The sequence below is a fragment of the Caballeronia sordidicola genome, assembly GCF_002220365.1.
Taxonomy (GTDB): domain Bacteria; phylum Pseudomonadota; class Gammaproteobacteria; order Burkholderiales; family Burkholderiaceae; genus Caballeronia; species Caballeronia sordidicola_C.
The window spans coordinates 1-14,927 of sequence record NZ_MTHB01000251.1 but is presented as its reverse complement, the minus strand read 5'-3'; the positions used below and the strand labels follow the sequence as shown (position 1 = coordinate 14,927).

Genomic DNA, 14,927 nt, shown 5'->3' with positions numbered 1-14,927 from the left:
ACGTGTCGATGCCGTCACGGTGACGCTTGCGACGGCACCTTCACTGCCCGCGCTGACCGAAGGACTCAAGATCCCGATCATCTTCGATGGGCTGGAGGACCGTGCGGGCTATGATCCGGCATTCCTCGGGCCGGACGTTCCGCTGCCGGCGCTGACGGATCGTGGCCAGCAAATCGCCGCTCCGCTCCAGGACGGCGGCTACGAACTCAGGTACGACAAGTTTTCCATCGTCATGCACAAGCGGCGCCGTCTCGCGCTCTTCACAGCATCCAATATCGACTGGCGTGAAAGCTCGCGGTTGATCGACGGCAATCGGCCGACCCGCAGGCAGCTCACCGGCCTCAAGGACGGCGACATCGAAAAATGGATGATCGATTGGCGCCTGCGCGACGAACATCAGCTACCCGATGCGTTTTGGACGCGCGACGGCGGCACATTCGACAAGGGGCATCTGGTGAGGCGCGACGACGTGGCCTATGGTCCCGACCTGGAAGTCATGCAGCGCGGCAACGGCGACACCTATCACACGACGAACTGCTCGCCGCAGATCGCGGCCTTCAATCGGTCGTCGCGCGGTGTGGACAACTGGGGTGATCTCGAGAACATGGTGCAGCAGCAGACCCGCAGCGAGAAGGCGGTGATTCTGTCCGGGCCGGTCCTCGCGAACGACGATCCGCTCTTCGACGGGCGCGGGGAGAATGGCGCAAGTGTCGTGCTGCGTATTCCGAGGCGGTTCTGGAAGGTGATCGTCGTGCTGGGTCAGGGCTGGCAGCCGCAGTCCTACGGTTTCATCCTGGAGCAGGACTTGTCGGGAGTGCCGACGCGGGAAGAGTTCACCGTAAGTGCCGCGTGGCAACGCTATATGTGCTCGCTTCGCGAGATCGACGATCTGCTGTTCGGTCTCGCGAGCCTCGGGCCGGTCAAGGCGTGGGATCAGATCGCCACCGCGAACGGAGAGGCGGTCAGAAGGACGATGTGACGGCAAGCAACGGCACTTTACGGTACGGGCTGCACGGGCTGCGCCGTCTGCCCGGATGGGTTCGCCGCCGCAACGGGCGCCGGCTTGTTCGTAGGGCAACTCATCACGAATTTCGGGTCGCCATGAAAGCAGTACGCGACATAGGAATCAACGCCCGCAGTCGCGCCCTGATACGCATGCGCGCGAATCTGCCGGAGAATTTCCGCGACGGGCACGGCCTCTTGGCCGTGCGGCACCGCGCCGTCGTACATCATCTGCGCGACATTGTGCGCGACGGAATCACTCACGCTCCACAGCGGCGCGATCACGCCGCGTGCATACAGCCGAATGAACGTCGTGACGAATCCCATCGTGCCGCCGAACGCAAGCGTCTGCTGCCCGACCTCGCACGCGTTCAGGAAAACGAACGGGGTGCGCCTGGCGAAGGCCGCAGCGATACCCGTTTCGCCGTCGAGGTTGAGCGGCGTGATGACATCATTGTTTTCCAGAAGGAGTTGCTGCTGTTTCAGGATATTCGTCAACGACGAACTACCGTGACCGATGAAGTGAAAGAGGTCGGGCTCGCTTTGCGATAGCGCGTTTCTCACCTGTGCGTAGGTGGCAGGCACGGACGTCTGCGCGTTGAACCGTCCCTGAAGATACGCGGATTCGGCGGGGCTGCAGGCGAGCGGCTTAATACCTGTGCCCGTATAGTCGGGCGCGACCACTAGGGGACTCTTGAACTCGAGCCGTTGCGCCGGTGAAAAGTGTTCGTCGGTGATCCAGCGCCCGATGGCGTGCGTGACGCCGATCGGATCGCGCGTCTTGCCTGCGGCGACATCCTCTTTCGACCCGCGCGGCACCATCAGCTCCCACGGGACGTAAGGATCGTCGGACACGATTAGCATTGTGTCGAGCACGTTGGCCTGGGCGAGGCGCTCGTAGACTTTTTTGAAGTTATCTGGCGTTGCGTCGAACAGCTTCCGGCCGGCGCCAATCAGCGTGGCCAGGCGATTGCCGTCCGCTTTCGGTGTCTGTATGAATGCATCGAAGATCGACTTGACGTAGTCGCGCGCGTCGCTGTCCATGTCCCAGATGCCGGCCTCGCCAATTGCATCGGCGTCCAGATGGGGCGACGTGAGCTTGACCTGATAGCACCCCTCGCTCCCGCTTTGTTTCGTCACGCTGATGATGAGATCGGCCGGTTCCATCCCCGCCGCGACTTTGATGCGCCCGTTGAATGTCGATGAAGCACCCGAAGCGCTCGATGCGGGCAAGCTGCGGGTCACGCGTCCACAGGGGCGGCCTTCGTAGAAGAAGTAAGCGTTGATGTCCACGTGTCCTGTCCCGGGCGGCTCCTTTACGACGATCTGAAAACGCGCGTGTTCGGATTCGTCCTTGCTGCGGCGAGCGGTGAAACGCTGCGAGGTCGGGCCGATGACGCTCAGGCCCACGCCCGGCGAGAGAAAGGCCTCGATTTCGAATTCGTCCTGCGTCGGCGGCGCCACAATCGCGATGGTGTCGGACACTTCGCCTTCTTTCGGTGGTGAGGTATCGCAATACACATCGACATCAAAGGTCTTGCCGGTGGGCGGACAGATCTCCTCGTCCGCGTCGAGATGCGGCGTTCGGATGAACACTGAGTCGGCGGCAGGAACTATCGCAGGCGCTTCGATTGCGAACCCTGGCCGGACCATCGATTCGAGGCCCTCATCCCACAACTCGGAGTAGTGCAAATCGGTGAAATGACGGCCGTCCTCGTCTGCCTTGGTTGAAACGCGGTTAACAAAAGAACGCGGCGTTCCGATCCACACGCCGGCGACCCGATCGCCGTCGAACACGATGATGTTCGTCGGGACGTTGCCATCAGGGGGCGTTTGCTCCAGCGACACGACCTGCGCCACGTCGTCTCTAGACGAACCGAAGATCGCCTCGAAGGACTCGAACGACTCGTCGCCCGTCGCCGCGAACTTTTCGCATCGAGCGATAAAGTCCTCGCGGTGAAAAATCCTCCATCCGAGGAGGGGATTCAACATCGCGAACACTTCGAACGGCGTGGCGTGCGACGGGCCCGCGGCGTAATACCTGACCTGATCGATCAAGTTCGATTGGCTTCCGCGCAGCAGCGCGACGGTGTCGCCTTCGACATAGGTGAAATGCATGATCTCTCCGCGCCAATGGTCCGACATGTCCCGCGCGTCAGTTAATTTCTTCGTAAAGCCGGCCCTGCCCGTCTTGCTGCGCGCCGTAGAAAGCGTTGCCGGTTTCGTCGACGTAATACGCGCGGATGGTGCCGTTCGCGTCGAAATCCAGAACGACGAAGCCGAAGTCAGCCCATCGTTCGATTCCGGGCGGAGTCGTGAACGAGCCGCGGAATTCATAGGATGCCGGCGGATTGACAGGATCGGCGACCTTGCGCCACTGATAGACCGGCACGCCTCCATGACCGATGCAACGCGCGTATTCCACGCCCATGAACGGCTTATAAATGGCGCAGCGATGCTCATGGCCCCAGAACCAGCTGCGGATCAGTCCGGCGCTCAACGCGTCGTGCATTTGTGCAGCCATTTTCTCGCTGCCGCTTTCATAGGCGCTGAAGAGCTGGTGATGACTGAGCAAAAGATTCTTTCGTCCAGAATCCGTTGCATCCGTGAGCCGCTTTAGTACCCAGTCCACCTGACCTCCCGCGTCGAGACTGTTGTCCTCGTAAGCGGAGTCGAGACCGAGGATTTGCCATTTCGGATGACGCAGTTCGAAGCGGCTGGAACCATTCTGATTCCGAAAGCGCGTATCGCTCAATATCGTGTCGAAATATCCTATCCCACCGGAAAACATGTCGTGATTGCCGTTGAGACACCACGATTTGATCTCTTGCTCCTGACCGGTTTTGACGGGCCAGGGATCGAGCAGGTGCTTCTTGCTTTCTTCCGGCCAGCCGGAATAATAGACATCGCCCAGATGGATGACATGACGTTCACGGCCGGCGGCTTCGTCGATCCAGCGCTGAATCACGTTGCTCGCCATGTCCGTGGCGCGGGGCAATCCGGTCGCCCAGTCGCCGATCATGATTACGCGCGCATTCTCGGCGATATTCAGTGCAGGAGCGGGGTCGGCCGGAAAAGGATGCTTTCCCTTCAGCATCGTGATGCCCTTGGCGATGAGCGACGCGACCCAACGCGGATCGGTCTGCGAGAAGGCATCGAAGACGCGCCGGTCGTCATCGTCTCGCCGTGCGACGAGAGCCTCGAGGCCCTCGTTGGAAACCGGGATGCGGGTCTCCGCGGCACGACGATCATCGTCAGGCTCCGGGGGTGCCTGCGTCACCGCGTTCTCGATGCTTCGCAGGTGCTCGTCGAGCGCCGACTGCACGATGCTGATGATCGCGTCGTGACTGACGAACGCCCAGTCCATGAGCGGCGCTTCTTGGCCGCGCACGGCCGGCGCACGCTCGGAGCTGCCCGAATAGGAAACGGCGAGTTTCTCGCGGCCTAGCGCGGCGCGAAGCGCGTCCGCTACTTCGTTTCGCTCGGCTTCGGTGAACTTGTCAAGAGGATCGTCGGTTAGACCCCGACGGTCATCCTCATCGATCGGCGTGTTCAGCTCTTCCAGCGCTGCGTGCGCATTCCTCAGGACGAAGTCGTGATTCAGGATGCATTCGATCATGAGCAAACCTCGTCAGGAAATGGGGTCGGTCGTATGGGAAGAATAGTACTTGAGCGAAGCGGTTGCCAGGCCCGTTGCAGCGTTTGCACGCCATTCCCTAGCATACAAATTCGATCAGCACGATTGTCGACGCTCATCGGCACGCCGCTGCGTGCCCGCGCAGAAACCGATGAATCACCCACGCGGCATTCAAATCGCCCGAACCGGCTAATGCCTTATTTATCCACTTCATGGAGAGCAGCATAAATGCATAAGTACAGCGGAACAGATGCGATACCTGGTGTACTTGCTGTGGGAAAAAGCCGGAAGCCCCGATGGCAGGTCAGAGGACTTTTGATCGAAGGCACTTCACGTTCGCGTTTCTTCACTATCAGCAGACTCCCCTGGATTCGCTGACTGTCGACACACAGCGCTCGCGGGTAATCCCGTTCGCGCACTTTTTCAGTCAAGACGGGATCTGTGCCATTGTCACTATGGTCGCTTTTCTGTCGTTCAGATATTAGCTTGGTCAGTTACCAGCGCTTTCGAGAAGCCAGTACGCTAATTTACCTGAACTGTAATCTCGTAAAAGTTACACGAGACAGGTCCTTCTTCGTCCATATTTCGTGGCAGTTGTGTTATTCAGGAGTGCTCTACGCGATCTTGGACCGCCGACGAGATAGCCTAGGCGAGAGGGGCGCCGTATCCCGTGCTGCTTCGGTTTTTCGGGCGTATTACAAATTGGATCGTGCTACTCACCGCCGGTAAAGACGAAACGAAAGTCACGGCCAGCGTGGTTCATTAAGGCGGCAGCTATCGGTGGACTTGCCGGACCTACACGTATTATTGGCTACCTGCGCACGAATGGAGGTATTCATGCCACAGATTCCCTACGATCCAACTCGGGAGGCACTCTACAGCCCAGAAAAACGGCCTTCTGTGTTCGATGCAGGAGTGCGGTATGAGTTAGTCCCGTTGTGCGTGGAGATGGCGCGACTTGCGTACATACGCTTCGAAGAGAGCGAGGCTGAACGCACTCGTCTGGAAAGCTCCCTTGCGCTGCCTGACTTCTCCGCAATCACGCCGTTCGTCGACTTGGCGACAGGAACACAAGCGTTCGGCGCGTTGCGCGAATCTGACGGCCTTGCCGTCGTCTCGATCCGAGGTACGGAGCCGACCAAGGCTACGGACCTGGCGACAGACCTCGAGTTCAGCCTCATCGATTGGACTGAGAGCGCTGGCCGTGTGCACGACGGGTTTGCCCGCGCCGCGCGCAGCATCGCGGCTCCAGTTGCCGCGTGGCTCGAGTCGATCTCGGCGTTACGCAAGACGCTTGCTATGACCGGCCACAGCTTAGGAGCAGCGGTGGCCACGCTTTTGGCGACAACGTACGCAGCGGATCATCTGGTCACAATTGGTTCACCACGCGTGGGCGACGCGAAATTCATCGCGACACTCAGTTCCGTGCAGATTCACCGCTTCGTCGATTGTTGCGATGTCGTTACAGAATTACCTCCCGAGTTGGGAGGTTATGTGCATGCAGGGCCCACAATGTACATCTCCGGGACAGGAGAGCTCGACGCAACGTCCGACTCGACTCAGATCGAAGAAGACAAAGCGGCAGCACGAGCCGACTACCTCCGCCAGTACGCCTGGAAGACGGGCACCGTTGCCATCCGCGACCTCGCAGACCATTCCCCAATCAACTATGTACGAGCTATCCTCGATTGAGTGCACAGACAGCCATCGTCCCGCTGCTGTACCTCAATGACTGCGAACGCCGGCCGTGAGTTACGGCCGCGCAGTTGCACCATGGCGACGCGAACCACCCGTTTCCCGCTGGTAGGCGGTGAACTGCACACTCAGCGAATCAAAGAGTTCGACGGTCGGCGATCGCGCACACTGCGGACGTGAAAACCGTCCCGCCCAAATGTCGGCAAAGGCCGACATGCGCGGGTTGAGCGTGATGCATCGAACACCAAGGCCCGGGCAGCGCGAGGTTCTGCAAGAATTCACGGCCCAATTCCAACGAAACAAAATACCGGCGTAACGCGCTACTTCATTGTCAGGCCCACTTTGGATGGTGCCGTCCAGCTTAATCTCGTGGACGATTTTCGCTGGGACCGGGAGAGTGTCGAAAAGGCTCGCGCTTTTATGAGCCGGTTGCAGCACACCGTCGGCATCGAACGCAGGAAAGCCGGTCTCCCGCTTCTGCCTTACTGAGGCACCATGGCGTTCGCCACTTTTTCGACGTTGAATTACACATAAGCAAGTTTTAAAGCGGGTGGGGCGCGCGAGCATATCCTTCGCCAGTCACGCCATTCGCCACCCAGGGCGTCGGTCGGTGAGCCGTTCGTCGGGTCGAGGCGCGATGCCTCGAACGCCGTTTCCGATCCGCAAGTTTCAAGCGCCGGCGAAGCCAGGGGCGCCTCATACAATTCGGTGTTACGCCCGGTATGGGCGGAGGAGCCATACCGGTAAGGTGATACGTTTTCGATAAAGACAATCGGTCGAAAACACCCGACGCCAAGCTTCGCAATCGGTTTGGTTCTTCAGTATTCTAAATATATCGGATACCTAAATTTATTGACCCCCAGAACGATACACGGATTCGGAGAAACCACCATGAAATTTGCTAACTTTCCCCCCCGACATTGGCCGTTCAGCGAGCTTCGTACAAGAAGGCCGCGCCTGTTGTTCGCTCGGCAGATGGAGAGGACCGGCAACGCCATGAGCGGGCGCTTACAGCAGCATCCGATCCGACGATGAACTGCCGGAGTCGACTCAGGGCGTGAAGCGGACCGTCGGTCGCGTGAAATATTGAAGGCGGCTGCCGCGCCAAAGCGGCCGGTTGGCCTGCACTGCTGCGAGAAAACGCCTAGCGGTACATCATGCCGCCGCCGCCGGCCGCTACGCTAGAATTCGGCGCGGGGAAGACTGTAAACGCGTATAAATCGGGGAACAATGGCGACAGCAACGCTGTGCAAGTTGGAGCAGAGGGAGATCAACGTTCAAGCGGCGATTCAACTGAGGCAAACCGCTCGCGCGGACGAACGGCCAATGCCGGCGTTCACTTGCACAGAATGCGGTCGACCAGTCCGTCCGCACCAGGACGGTGGCCACACTCCCGCTCACTTTGAACATCTGCGTCGCAACAGGAGTTGCTCGCTGAGCCACAAGGCGACGCATCGAAAAGGCGCAGCAGTGAAGCATGCCAGTTCGATCGACGCGGCTGAGCTAGCGCGCTTGACCGCTGGAGGGGACGACTATATTCGCACTAAGGATGGGGAGGTCAAAGGGCTTGCCCTTCGCCTTGATTTGAACGAAGAGGCTCCCGAGGTCATTGTTGTTGGAAAGGGGCCGCGCATCGAACATCGCGCGAAGCTGTTACTCGATACGCCGTACGCTGTTCCCACTTACGTTAAGCGGGGCACCAATGCGTGGGAGTACCTCGGTGAATACAGAGCAACCGCCTACAGGACAGGCAGGTCGACAATCGAGCAGTACCGTGGCGAGCGCAGAGCCGACGACATCGCCGGTATCTTGTTTCTCGAATCCGTCGAAGCTGTTTCTGTAACCGTCCGCGGCGGCGGATTCGCTGACCCGCAAACTAGACGGGAAATTGAGCTGGCGGCGATCCATTACGTTACGCGAGAACTGGAACTCCAAGGTTTTACAGTCGAGGACCGTCAGCGAGAGAACTGCGGCTACGATCTGCTAGCTCTACGTGGCCAGGAAGAGCTTCTCTATGAAGTGAAGGGTACAGATGCGATCGCCCCGCGCTTCTTCATCTCTCGAAACGAGCGCAACTGCTCAAAGCGGAACAAGAACTGGCGTCTCGCGGTTGTGACATCTGCGCGTGCAACTCCGACGCTACTCGTTCTGACGTCAGCGGAAATGGAAGATCGGTTCACCTTCGAATGCCTCGCGTGGGAGTGCACGATAACAATGCCGGCAGCCTGAATGGGGTCCGTTTTCATCGAGCCGAAGGCCGCTTTGCGATGAGGATGAGACAGTTGAACGTCCGCGCGCCGAACAGCGCGAACGACTCTTTGGCCGAACCCCGTCCTCTCGAATCTTGAAGGCTTTCCCCATCCGTCCGTCTACATAGGGCAGGAGGGGACCCGAATCGGACAGGCTGGTGAGACCCGCTACAAACTAACCAGAGCATTGTCGATTTCCGATCATCACATTCGTCGTTAGTGAACCCTATTCAAAGGATTTCCCATGAAATACCTCGGCCTGGCCTACTTCTCCCCCGAAAAATTCGCCGCGATGGCGCCAGACGAAATCAAGGAATTGGTGAGCCAGTGCCCGGCATTGGACGAGAAGATGCGCGCTACCGGCAAGGTTCTGATTTTCGCCTCCCTTGGTGATTTGGACACGTGGAGGACGCTTCGCCCGCGCATTGGAGAGACGCGCATCACCGATGGGCCTTACACCGAGTCGAAGGAAGTCGTGGGCGGCTTATTCATCATCGAGGCGGACAGCTTTGACGAGGCGTTACGCATCGCGTCCATGCACCCGGCTGCCACAATGGGCGAAGAAGGCGGATGGGCCGTCGAGTTTATCCCCTTGGACTTCTATCTGGCGCGATGAGGATTTGGACGCCTGTCTCAGAAGGCGTTGGCGTTCCTTTTACCGCAGACACCTTCGCCGCGTCGGGAGTCATCGCGGCGATGTACGCTCCTGGCCGGGTACTGCCTTATGCGATTGGCACACCTGCTTGTGCCCTGCACGGCTGCGGTCGGCAGCACGCGACCCATCTCGGCCAATTAAGACTCGTGCCACCGTCTGTCGCATTTCAAAACTACAGCGGCCACTCACAGCGGGTGTCCGATGCGCACCAAACATGCGTCATGAACGAGCAAGTACCTAATTCCGCCCCGCTCGGAATCGCTAAATGCGCGGTATAGAGGGACCAGTTTCTCATGCAAAAGGGGCAACAGGTGGGTGGCGAAGCGCGCCGGCATGTTCGCCGGTCGGAGGCGATTGAGAATGATTTATGAGAGTTGCAACTGTACCTGTGCGAAGGACAGGGTCTCGAGCACGTCTAACAGGGCCGCCCCATTCGGGCTACCCCAGCCGGTCACAAGGTCATAGCCCGGCTGTGCCGAATACCCGCCGTTAGAGCCCGCGGTTATGTCACGAAATGTTGACTGCGCCGAAAAATCCTCATAGATCGTGAAATTGAGGAACCCCGCGCCATGAGACCCCAGCATGGATTCAGCGCACAACGCAATCAAGCCGGCATAAAGCGGCGCGACAGCGCTCGTGCCATTTACCACTGCGTCGGCACCATCAAAATGGATCTTGTAATGTACCGCATTCGCGGCGACGTCCGGGACTGCGCGTCCCGAGTAGCCGAAGTTCTGCCAGGGAGGTGGAGGGAACATTGCGCTGATGCCTCCTCCGGACCCCGGCCATCCAACTTCGTCCAAAATGTTCACCCCGTCCGATTGAAGAACTGTGCCCCCGCAAGCCAGCGCATGGGGGCTGGATGCTGGATATTCCGTAGTCTGGCCCGAGGTGCCGTCGTTCGAGCCCCAGTCGCCCGATGAGATGCAGACGGTGATGCCCAGGGCCACGGCATCAGCGAGCGCCGCGTCGATCGCGGATATCGCCATATCGCCCCATAACGTTTCGGGCCAGCCCCAGCTCACCGACACAACCGTGGGAAGGACGGGACTTTCCATGACCGCCATGGAAATAGCATGAATCCATCCGAGCTCAGACCACGGCGCAAAGTAGACGACTATGTCTGCGAGTGGAGCAACACTTCCCGCAACCTCGACATCGAGCGCGACTTCGGTATCGTCGACCGAGCCCGGCACGTTCATATTGCCGTCGACCGACACCCACTCAACAGATGGTTGCGCTCCTAGCCCTTCCTGATGAAAGTAAGTGGCAAAGTCGGCCGACTGGTACCCGCCGCCAAACTCCAGAATCGCAATGGTTTGCCGGTCTCCACGAAGGTCTGGAGGGAAGTGATACAAATCCCGGATCTGTGTCGCGTAGAAAGAACTGAGGACATTCTGGGACTGAACGAGCTGTACATGGGACCTTGCCACGCGCCGCGTGTCTAATCCCAGCACGGCAACGACGACGCCGTTCAATGCTTCAGGAATGAAGATGGGACCACTCAGGGCACGAGAGACAGCGCCTTGCTCGTCCAGGTTCACGATTGTTGTATCAAATGCGTTTGCAAACTGACCCACTGTACCGGAAAGCCGGATCGTACGCGTGCCTTGGCTAACTTTGACGACGGATAACGAGTTGGAGGCGGCGAACGCGCTGACTGCTTGCACGTCGTTATCTTGGGCACCGTGCCGTTCCGTAAGTTGTTCGCGGGTTAGCACGCTTCTGCGCCGCGAGACGTCGATCGGGTTGGCTCGACGCAGAATAACCGAGACCTCGATCACTTCAGAGGGATCGGCCTCCCCCGCCACTACAGCGTTGGTAGAGGTTGGCCGCATGCTCCCGAGAAGCTCTGAATACCCACTTCGCATGGCCAGTTATCCTAAGCAAGCGTGCCAAGTTGTATGGACGTCACCACTGAAGTCGTGTCGTCGATTGTGGCTACAATCAAAAGCTTGTTTACGAACGCATCTCGTAAGAGCGCAAGTTGAGCGTTTCTCAGAATCCATTGGGCAGCAGTGTCAACCTCATCCGTTTCAACCCACAGATAGATGTTTTCTGCTTGACCACTATTTCCGAGGAGCCCGAACAGACAAAAGTTCAAATCGACTGTTGCATTGCTGACCTTGACGTAAGTCACTGTCCCGGATTCGGTGCTCATGTTCGCCTCGCTCAGCAAAGTTGAGTTCGGCTGCCAGAGCCGCGCATATGACGCAAGACCTCGACCCCCAACTGCGTCGAACCGAATACTCGCATGTGTCGCCTGGCGAATGCCTCCAACGGCGATAACTTTCCCGCCGCGATTTCTCGCCACGTTGCATGCGTGCAAATGATCTCGAGTGCCGGGCTTAAGATGGGTTGCTGCGTCACGCTCGCACCCTCCGTAGTGATGTCGATCCCAAATGTCTGCATCGGCTCGTCTCCTTCCAACCGGACCTGAACACGCGCGGGTCGACCGAAGTCGGACAACAGTTTCGCCATCGCGTCAAAAGTGCTCGCCGCGTCTGCGCCCCCTTCCGTCAGATCCTTCAATCTCGCGCAATCGGCAAACTTGTTAATGGTCGAAGTCATTGGTCCCCCTGATAATGCCGCAAGGAAGCGACGCATAGCGATAGACGTAATTCGAAAGGTGGCTTCCCAACCGGAAACGTTACGCCAGTTCACTAAAGATCGAGCACGGTTCCGACTATGCCTGGAACACAATTGCTTTCAAGCTCGAAACGATCAGCAGTCTGAACCAATTCGAAAATCGTGGCTTTCGCAAAACCAGTGCTCGTTTTCCTTTCCTAAGAAAAGCAATCCCACTCATGTTATTCGCTTGTCTTGACTCAGAAATACTCCGCTTTTCGATTGTTCATTACATATTGATTGTTTGCTGCCTCGACTGTTAAGGCTACCCACAGACGTAGGCGGTAACGCTGCTACATTTGTGGGTGACATAGGAGCTGGCGCCGTTCTGTGCTGCCGAACGACCTCTCCGTAGAAAGCCGAAGGTCCCTTGTGGGTCGGCAACGGGCCGACCACTCTTCAAGTTCATCGCAGGAAAGCGGCTGGTGGAATTCCACTTCCCGGAAGCGGCCAGTCGGCAGTGCGTACTCCCGACCCACTCCGGCTGTTCGGGCAAGCGCCGGGGCATGGCTTCTTTCAACAGCACAGCGATCGTTTAGTCTTAACGACAGCCTGAAAATTATTGCCCTTAGTACCTTTGACGGCAATCGACAGAACTATGGCGCGACCGCGCTTGTGCGTGGCTTGCATTTCCCCACGCCGTTTCCTATTGTTTTGTAAGCCCTATTCTCGATCGCGAGGCCGGCATGTCTACTGTCTCGCGTCACTTGACGAGACGCAGCACTCCTGACTAAACGGTGTGGCCACTGTATTCAGTGCTTAAAATTATTACCTTAAAGAAGCAAAATATTCACCCCGCCTCTGGGCACTAGCGTTAGTGACCAACGATGTCTGAGCTTCTTAAGGTCGCTTGCTTTCGGAGTTTTAGGACGGAGAACGTTATGTCTCAACCCACGAAATCCACAAGTACAGTGAGTAATGCATCTAGCCTTGGCCTTCGTTCGGGCCCACGAGACTATGTGCCTTACATCGTCAGTCAGTTGGAACCCAACGGCCGCCTCTCCTCGACAGATCGGCTAAACATATCAATAGCACTACCGCTCCGGAATGCGACTGAGTTAGACGAACTGTTGCGCGATTTGTACGATCCAGCAAGCGCTCGCTTTCACCGATACGTGACCGCAGATCAATTCACCCGAGACTTCGGTCCGACTGAACGGGACTACCACGCAGTGCTTGAATTTGCAGAGTCTCGCGGACTTAAAATAACTTCGACTCATCACAACCGCACGCTTGTCAGTCTGAGCGGACAAGTTGCTGACATCGAGAAAATGTTCCAAGTGAACATTCTTACTTATTCGCATCCGATTGAACAACGGCCGTTCTACGCTCCGGACGCGGAACCACACATCCATCAGGGCTTGGAGATTCTGCGAGTAAATGGGCTAGATGACTACTACAGCAGGAAAACTCCATTGCGCTTCGCGAGGCAACGATCTGCCTCACGTTCCGGTCCGGCAGTCGGTTCTGCACCCGGGGGAGGCCTGATTAGCCGCGATTTTCGTAACGCATATGCACCGGGCGTATCTCTGGACGGAGCGGGACAGGCGGTGGGAATCTACACCCCACCACACGGCTTTGATCCGAACGATATCATCAGCTATCAAATGACTGCGGGCATCTCGCCGTTGGTTCCCGTGAATAAAGTGCTCGTTGATGGAATAGATTACCCTCCCGACAGTTATAGCATCGAAGTGACATTAGACATTCAAATGGCCATAGCGATGGCACCCGGCTTATCTCAAGTGCTTGTCTACGAAGGGGAAGATGGCGTAAGCATCCTTAACCGAATGGCAACTGACAATATTGCCAAGCAATTAACTTCGTCATGGCCGACGCCACCTGAGAACAGTAGCGCGGACCAAGTATACAAGCAGTTTATGGCACAAGGTCAGACCTTTTTCTGCGCATCGGGTGATGCCGGCGCCTACTATCCCACTCAACCTTTCTCGGTGGACGACCCAAACATTACCGCCGTGAGTGGAACGCAATTGATACTCACGGTGACCGGAGATACCTGGGAATCGGAGATTGTTTGGAAAGACAACAACTTCGGTAGCGGAGGCGGTGGAACGATGGGGCACTACCCGTTGCCCGACTGGCAGAAAAACATCGATATGTCGCTCAATCAGGGGTCGACTACAAGTCGCAACAGTCCTGACGTTTCCATGGTTGCAGCAAACATCTACATGATTTTGAATGGCAGCCCGGCTTTTGTCGAAGGAACCAGTGCGGCGTCGCCACTTTGGGCCGGATATATGGCGTTGATTAACCAACGAGCCGCACAATCGGCAAAGCAGCCGATCGGGCTACTCAACCCCTCCCTTTATGCTCTTGGAAAAAGTTCTAGCTATGCTAGCTACTTTCATGACATCACCGTAGGCAACAATCTCACAAAATGGAATACCCAACCCAATAATGCTAACCAGTACTTCGCCGTACCGGGCTATGATTGTTGTACCGGCTGGGGCACGCCGACCGGAAGCGCACTTATTGATGCCATCGGCCGTGATGGCCCTCCTCAGGATCTGATTCCATCATCCGCCATCGCAGTATCTAACGAGCAAGATAGACGCTTGAGTCTGTTCTCGTTAGCGCAAGACAAAAGCGTCTACCGTATCTCCCAAACGGCGCCTAACGGTAATTGGAGTCCTTGGCTACCATTGTTAGGGAGACAGATCCGGCAAATCTCCGTTGCCAGAAATTCCGACGGACGCCTCGAGCTGTTCGCCCTGGGCGGCGACCGCGCTATTTATCATATCTGGCAGACTGATACCAATGGGGGCTGGGGTGACTGGGCAAGTCTGGCCGGGCATGACCTCCAGCAGATCGCTGTCGCCAACAACGCCGACGGGCGTCTCGAGCTTTTCGCCCTGGGCGGCGACCGCGCTATCTACCATATCTGGCAGACCGTTGCCAATGGGGGCTGGGGTGACTGGGCAAGTCTGGCCGGGCATGACCTCCAGCAGATCGCTGTCGCCAACAACGCCGACGGGCGTCTCGAGCTGTTCGCCCTGGGCGGCGACCGCGCTATCTACCATATCTGGCAGACCGTTGCCAA

At 57.7% G+C, this 14,927-nt stretch carries 11 protein-coding genes; 5 read left to right on the top strand and 6 right to left on the bottom strand.

Features of this window, described 5'->3' with window-relative positions:
• Positions 1 to 19 precede the first annotated feature (19 nt).
• Positions 20 to 979, top strand: a complete 960-nt coding sequence (locus BSU04_RS35345) for a DNA/RNA non-specific endonuclease (RefSeq protein ID WP_179258550.1) — start codon at positions 20 to 22, stop codon at positions 977 to 979.
• Positions 980 to 996: 17 nt separating this feature from the next.
• Here BSU04_RS35345 and BSU04_RS35340 read toward each other — a convergent pair whose 3' ends face one another.
• Together BSU04_RS35340 and BSU04_RS45935 are read right to left on the bottom strand one after the other, a co-directional pair.
• Entirely contained in the window at positions 997 to 3,120 is a 2,124-nt protein-coding gene (locus tag BSU04_RS35340; RefSeq protein ID WP_179258549.1) for a CHAT domain-containing protein, read from the bottom strand.
• Between the two features lie 37 nt (positions 3,121 to 3,157).
• Entirely contained in the window at positions 3,158 to 4,621 is a 1,464-nt protein-coding gene (locus tag BSU04_RS45935; RefSeq protein WP_144021448.1) for a metallophosphoesterase family protein, read from the bottom strand.
• Between the two features lie 855 nt (positions 4,622 to 5,476).
• Here BSU04_RS45935 and BSU04_RS35330 point away from each other — a divergent pair.
• Positions 5,477 to 6,331, top strand: a complete 855-nt coding sequence (locus BSU04_RS35330) for a lipase family protein (protein WP_089164894.1) — start codon at positions 5,477 to 5,479, stop codon at positions 6,329 to 6,331.
• Between the two features lie 60 nt (positions 6,332 to 6,391).
• Here BSU04_RS35330 and BSU04_RS47225 read toward each other — a convergent pair whose 3' ends face one another.
• A complete protein-coding gene (locus tag BSU04_RS47225) occupies positions 6,392 to 6,901 on the bottom strand; it encodes a hypothetical protein (RefSeq protein WP_089164893.1) in 510 nt (169 codons plus the stop codon).
• Between the two features lie 903 nt (positions 6,902 to 7,804).
• Here BSU04_RS47225 and BSU04_RS35320 point away from each other — a divergent pair.
• Together BSU04_RS35320 and BSU04_RS35315 are read left to right on the top strand one after the other, a co-directional pair.
• Positions 7,805 to 8,563 (top strand): DUF3883 domain-containing protein, encoded by a 759-nt coding sequence (locus tag BSU04_RS35320; protein WP_179258548.1) that lies wholly within the window; start codon positions 7,805 to 7,807, stop codon positions 8,561 to 8,563.
• 264 nt (positions 8,564 to 8,827) lie between these two features.
• Positions 8,828 to 9,199 carry a YciI family protein gene (locus BSU04_RS35315; RefSeq protein WP_089164891.1) on the top strand — a complete coding sequence of 124 codons (372 nt, stop codon included), beginning with the start codon at positions 8,828 to 8,830 and terminating at the stop codon, positions 9,197 to 9,199.
• A 404-nt stretch (positions 9,200 to 9,603) separates the two neighbouring features.
• On the opposite strand, the gene BSU04_RS35310 is transcribed toward BSU04_RS35315, so the two are convergent.
• The 3 genes from BSU04_RS35310 to BSU04_RS35300 are packed head-to-tail and all read right to left on the bottom strand — an operon-like array spanning position 9,604 to position 11,809.
• Entirely contained in the window at positions 9,604 to 11,076 is a 1,473-nt protein-coding gene (locus tag BSU04_RS35310) for a S53 family peptidase (RefSeq protein WP_256983699.1), read from the bottom strand.
• A gap of 44 nt (positions 11,077 to 11,120) precedes the next feature.
• Positions 11,121 to 11,399, bottom strand: a complete 279-nt coding sequence (locus BSU04_RS35305; protein ID WP_089164889.1) for a hypothetical protein — start codon at positions 11,397 to 11,399, stop codon at positions 11,121 to 11,123.
• 11 nt (positions 11,400 to 11,410) lie between these two features.
• The gene (locus BSU04_RS35300) at positions 11,411 to 11,809 is read right to left on the bottom strand and encodes an SCP2 sterol-binding domain-containing protein (protein ID WP_089164888.1); all 399 of its coding nucleotides are present in this window, start codon (positions 11,807 to 11,809) and stop codon (positions 11,411 to 11,413) included.
• Between the two features lie 884 nt (positions 11,810 to 12,693).
• On the opposite strand from BSU04_RS35300, the gene BSU04_RS45925 reads away from it, so the two are divergent.
• Positions 12,694 to 14,927: protease pro-enzyme activation domain-containing protein (locus BSU04_RS45925; RefSeq protein ID WP_144021446.1), on the top strand; the 2,234-nt coding region annotated here is incomplete at its 3' end.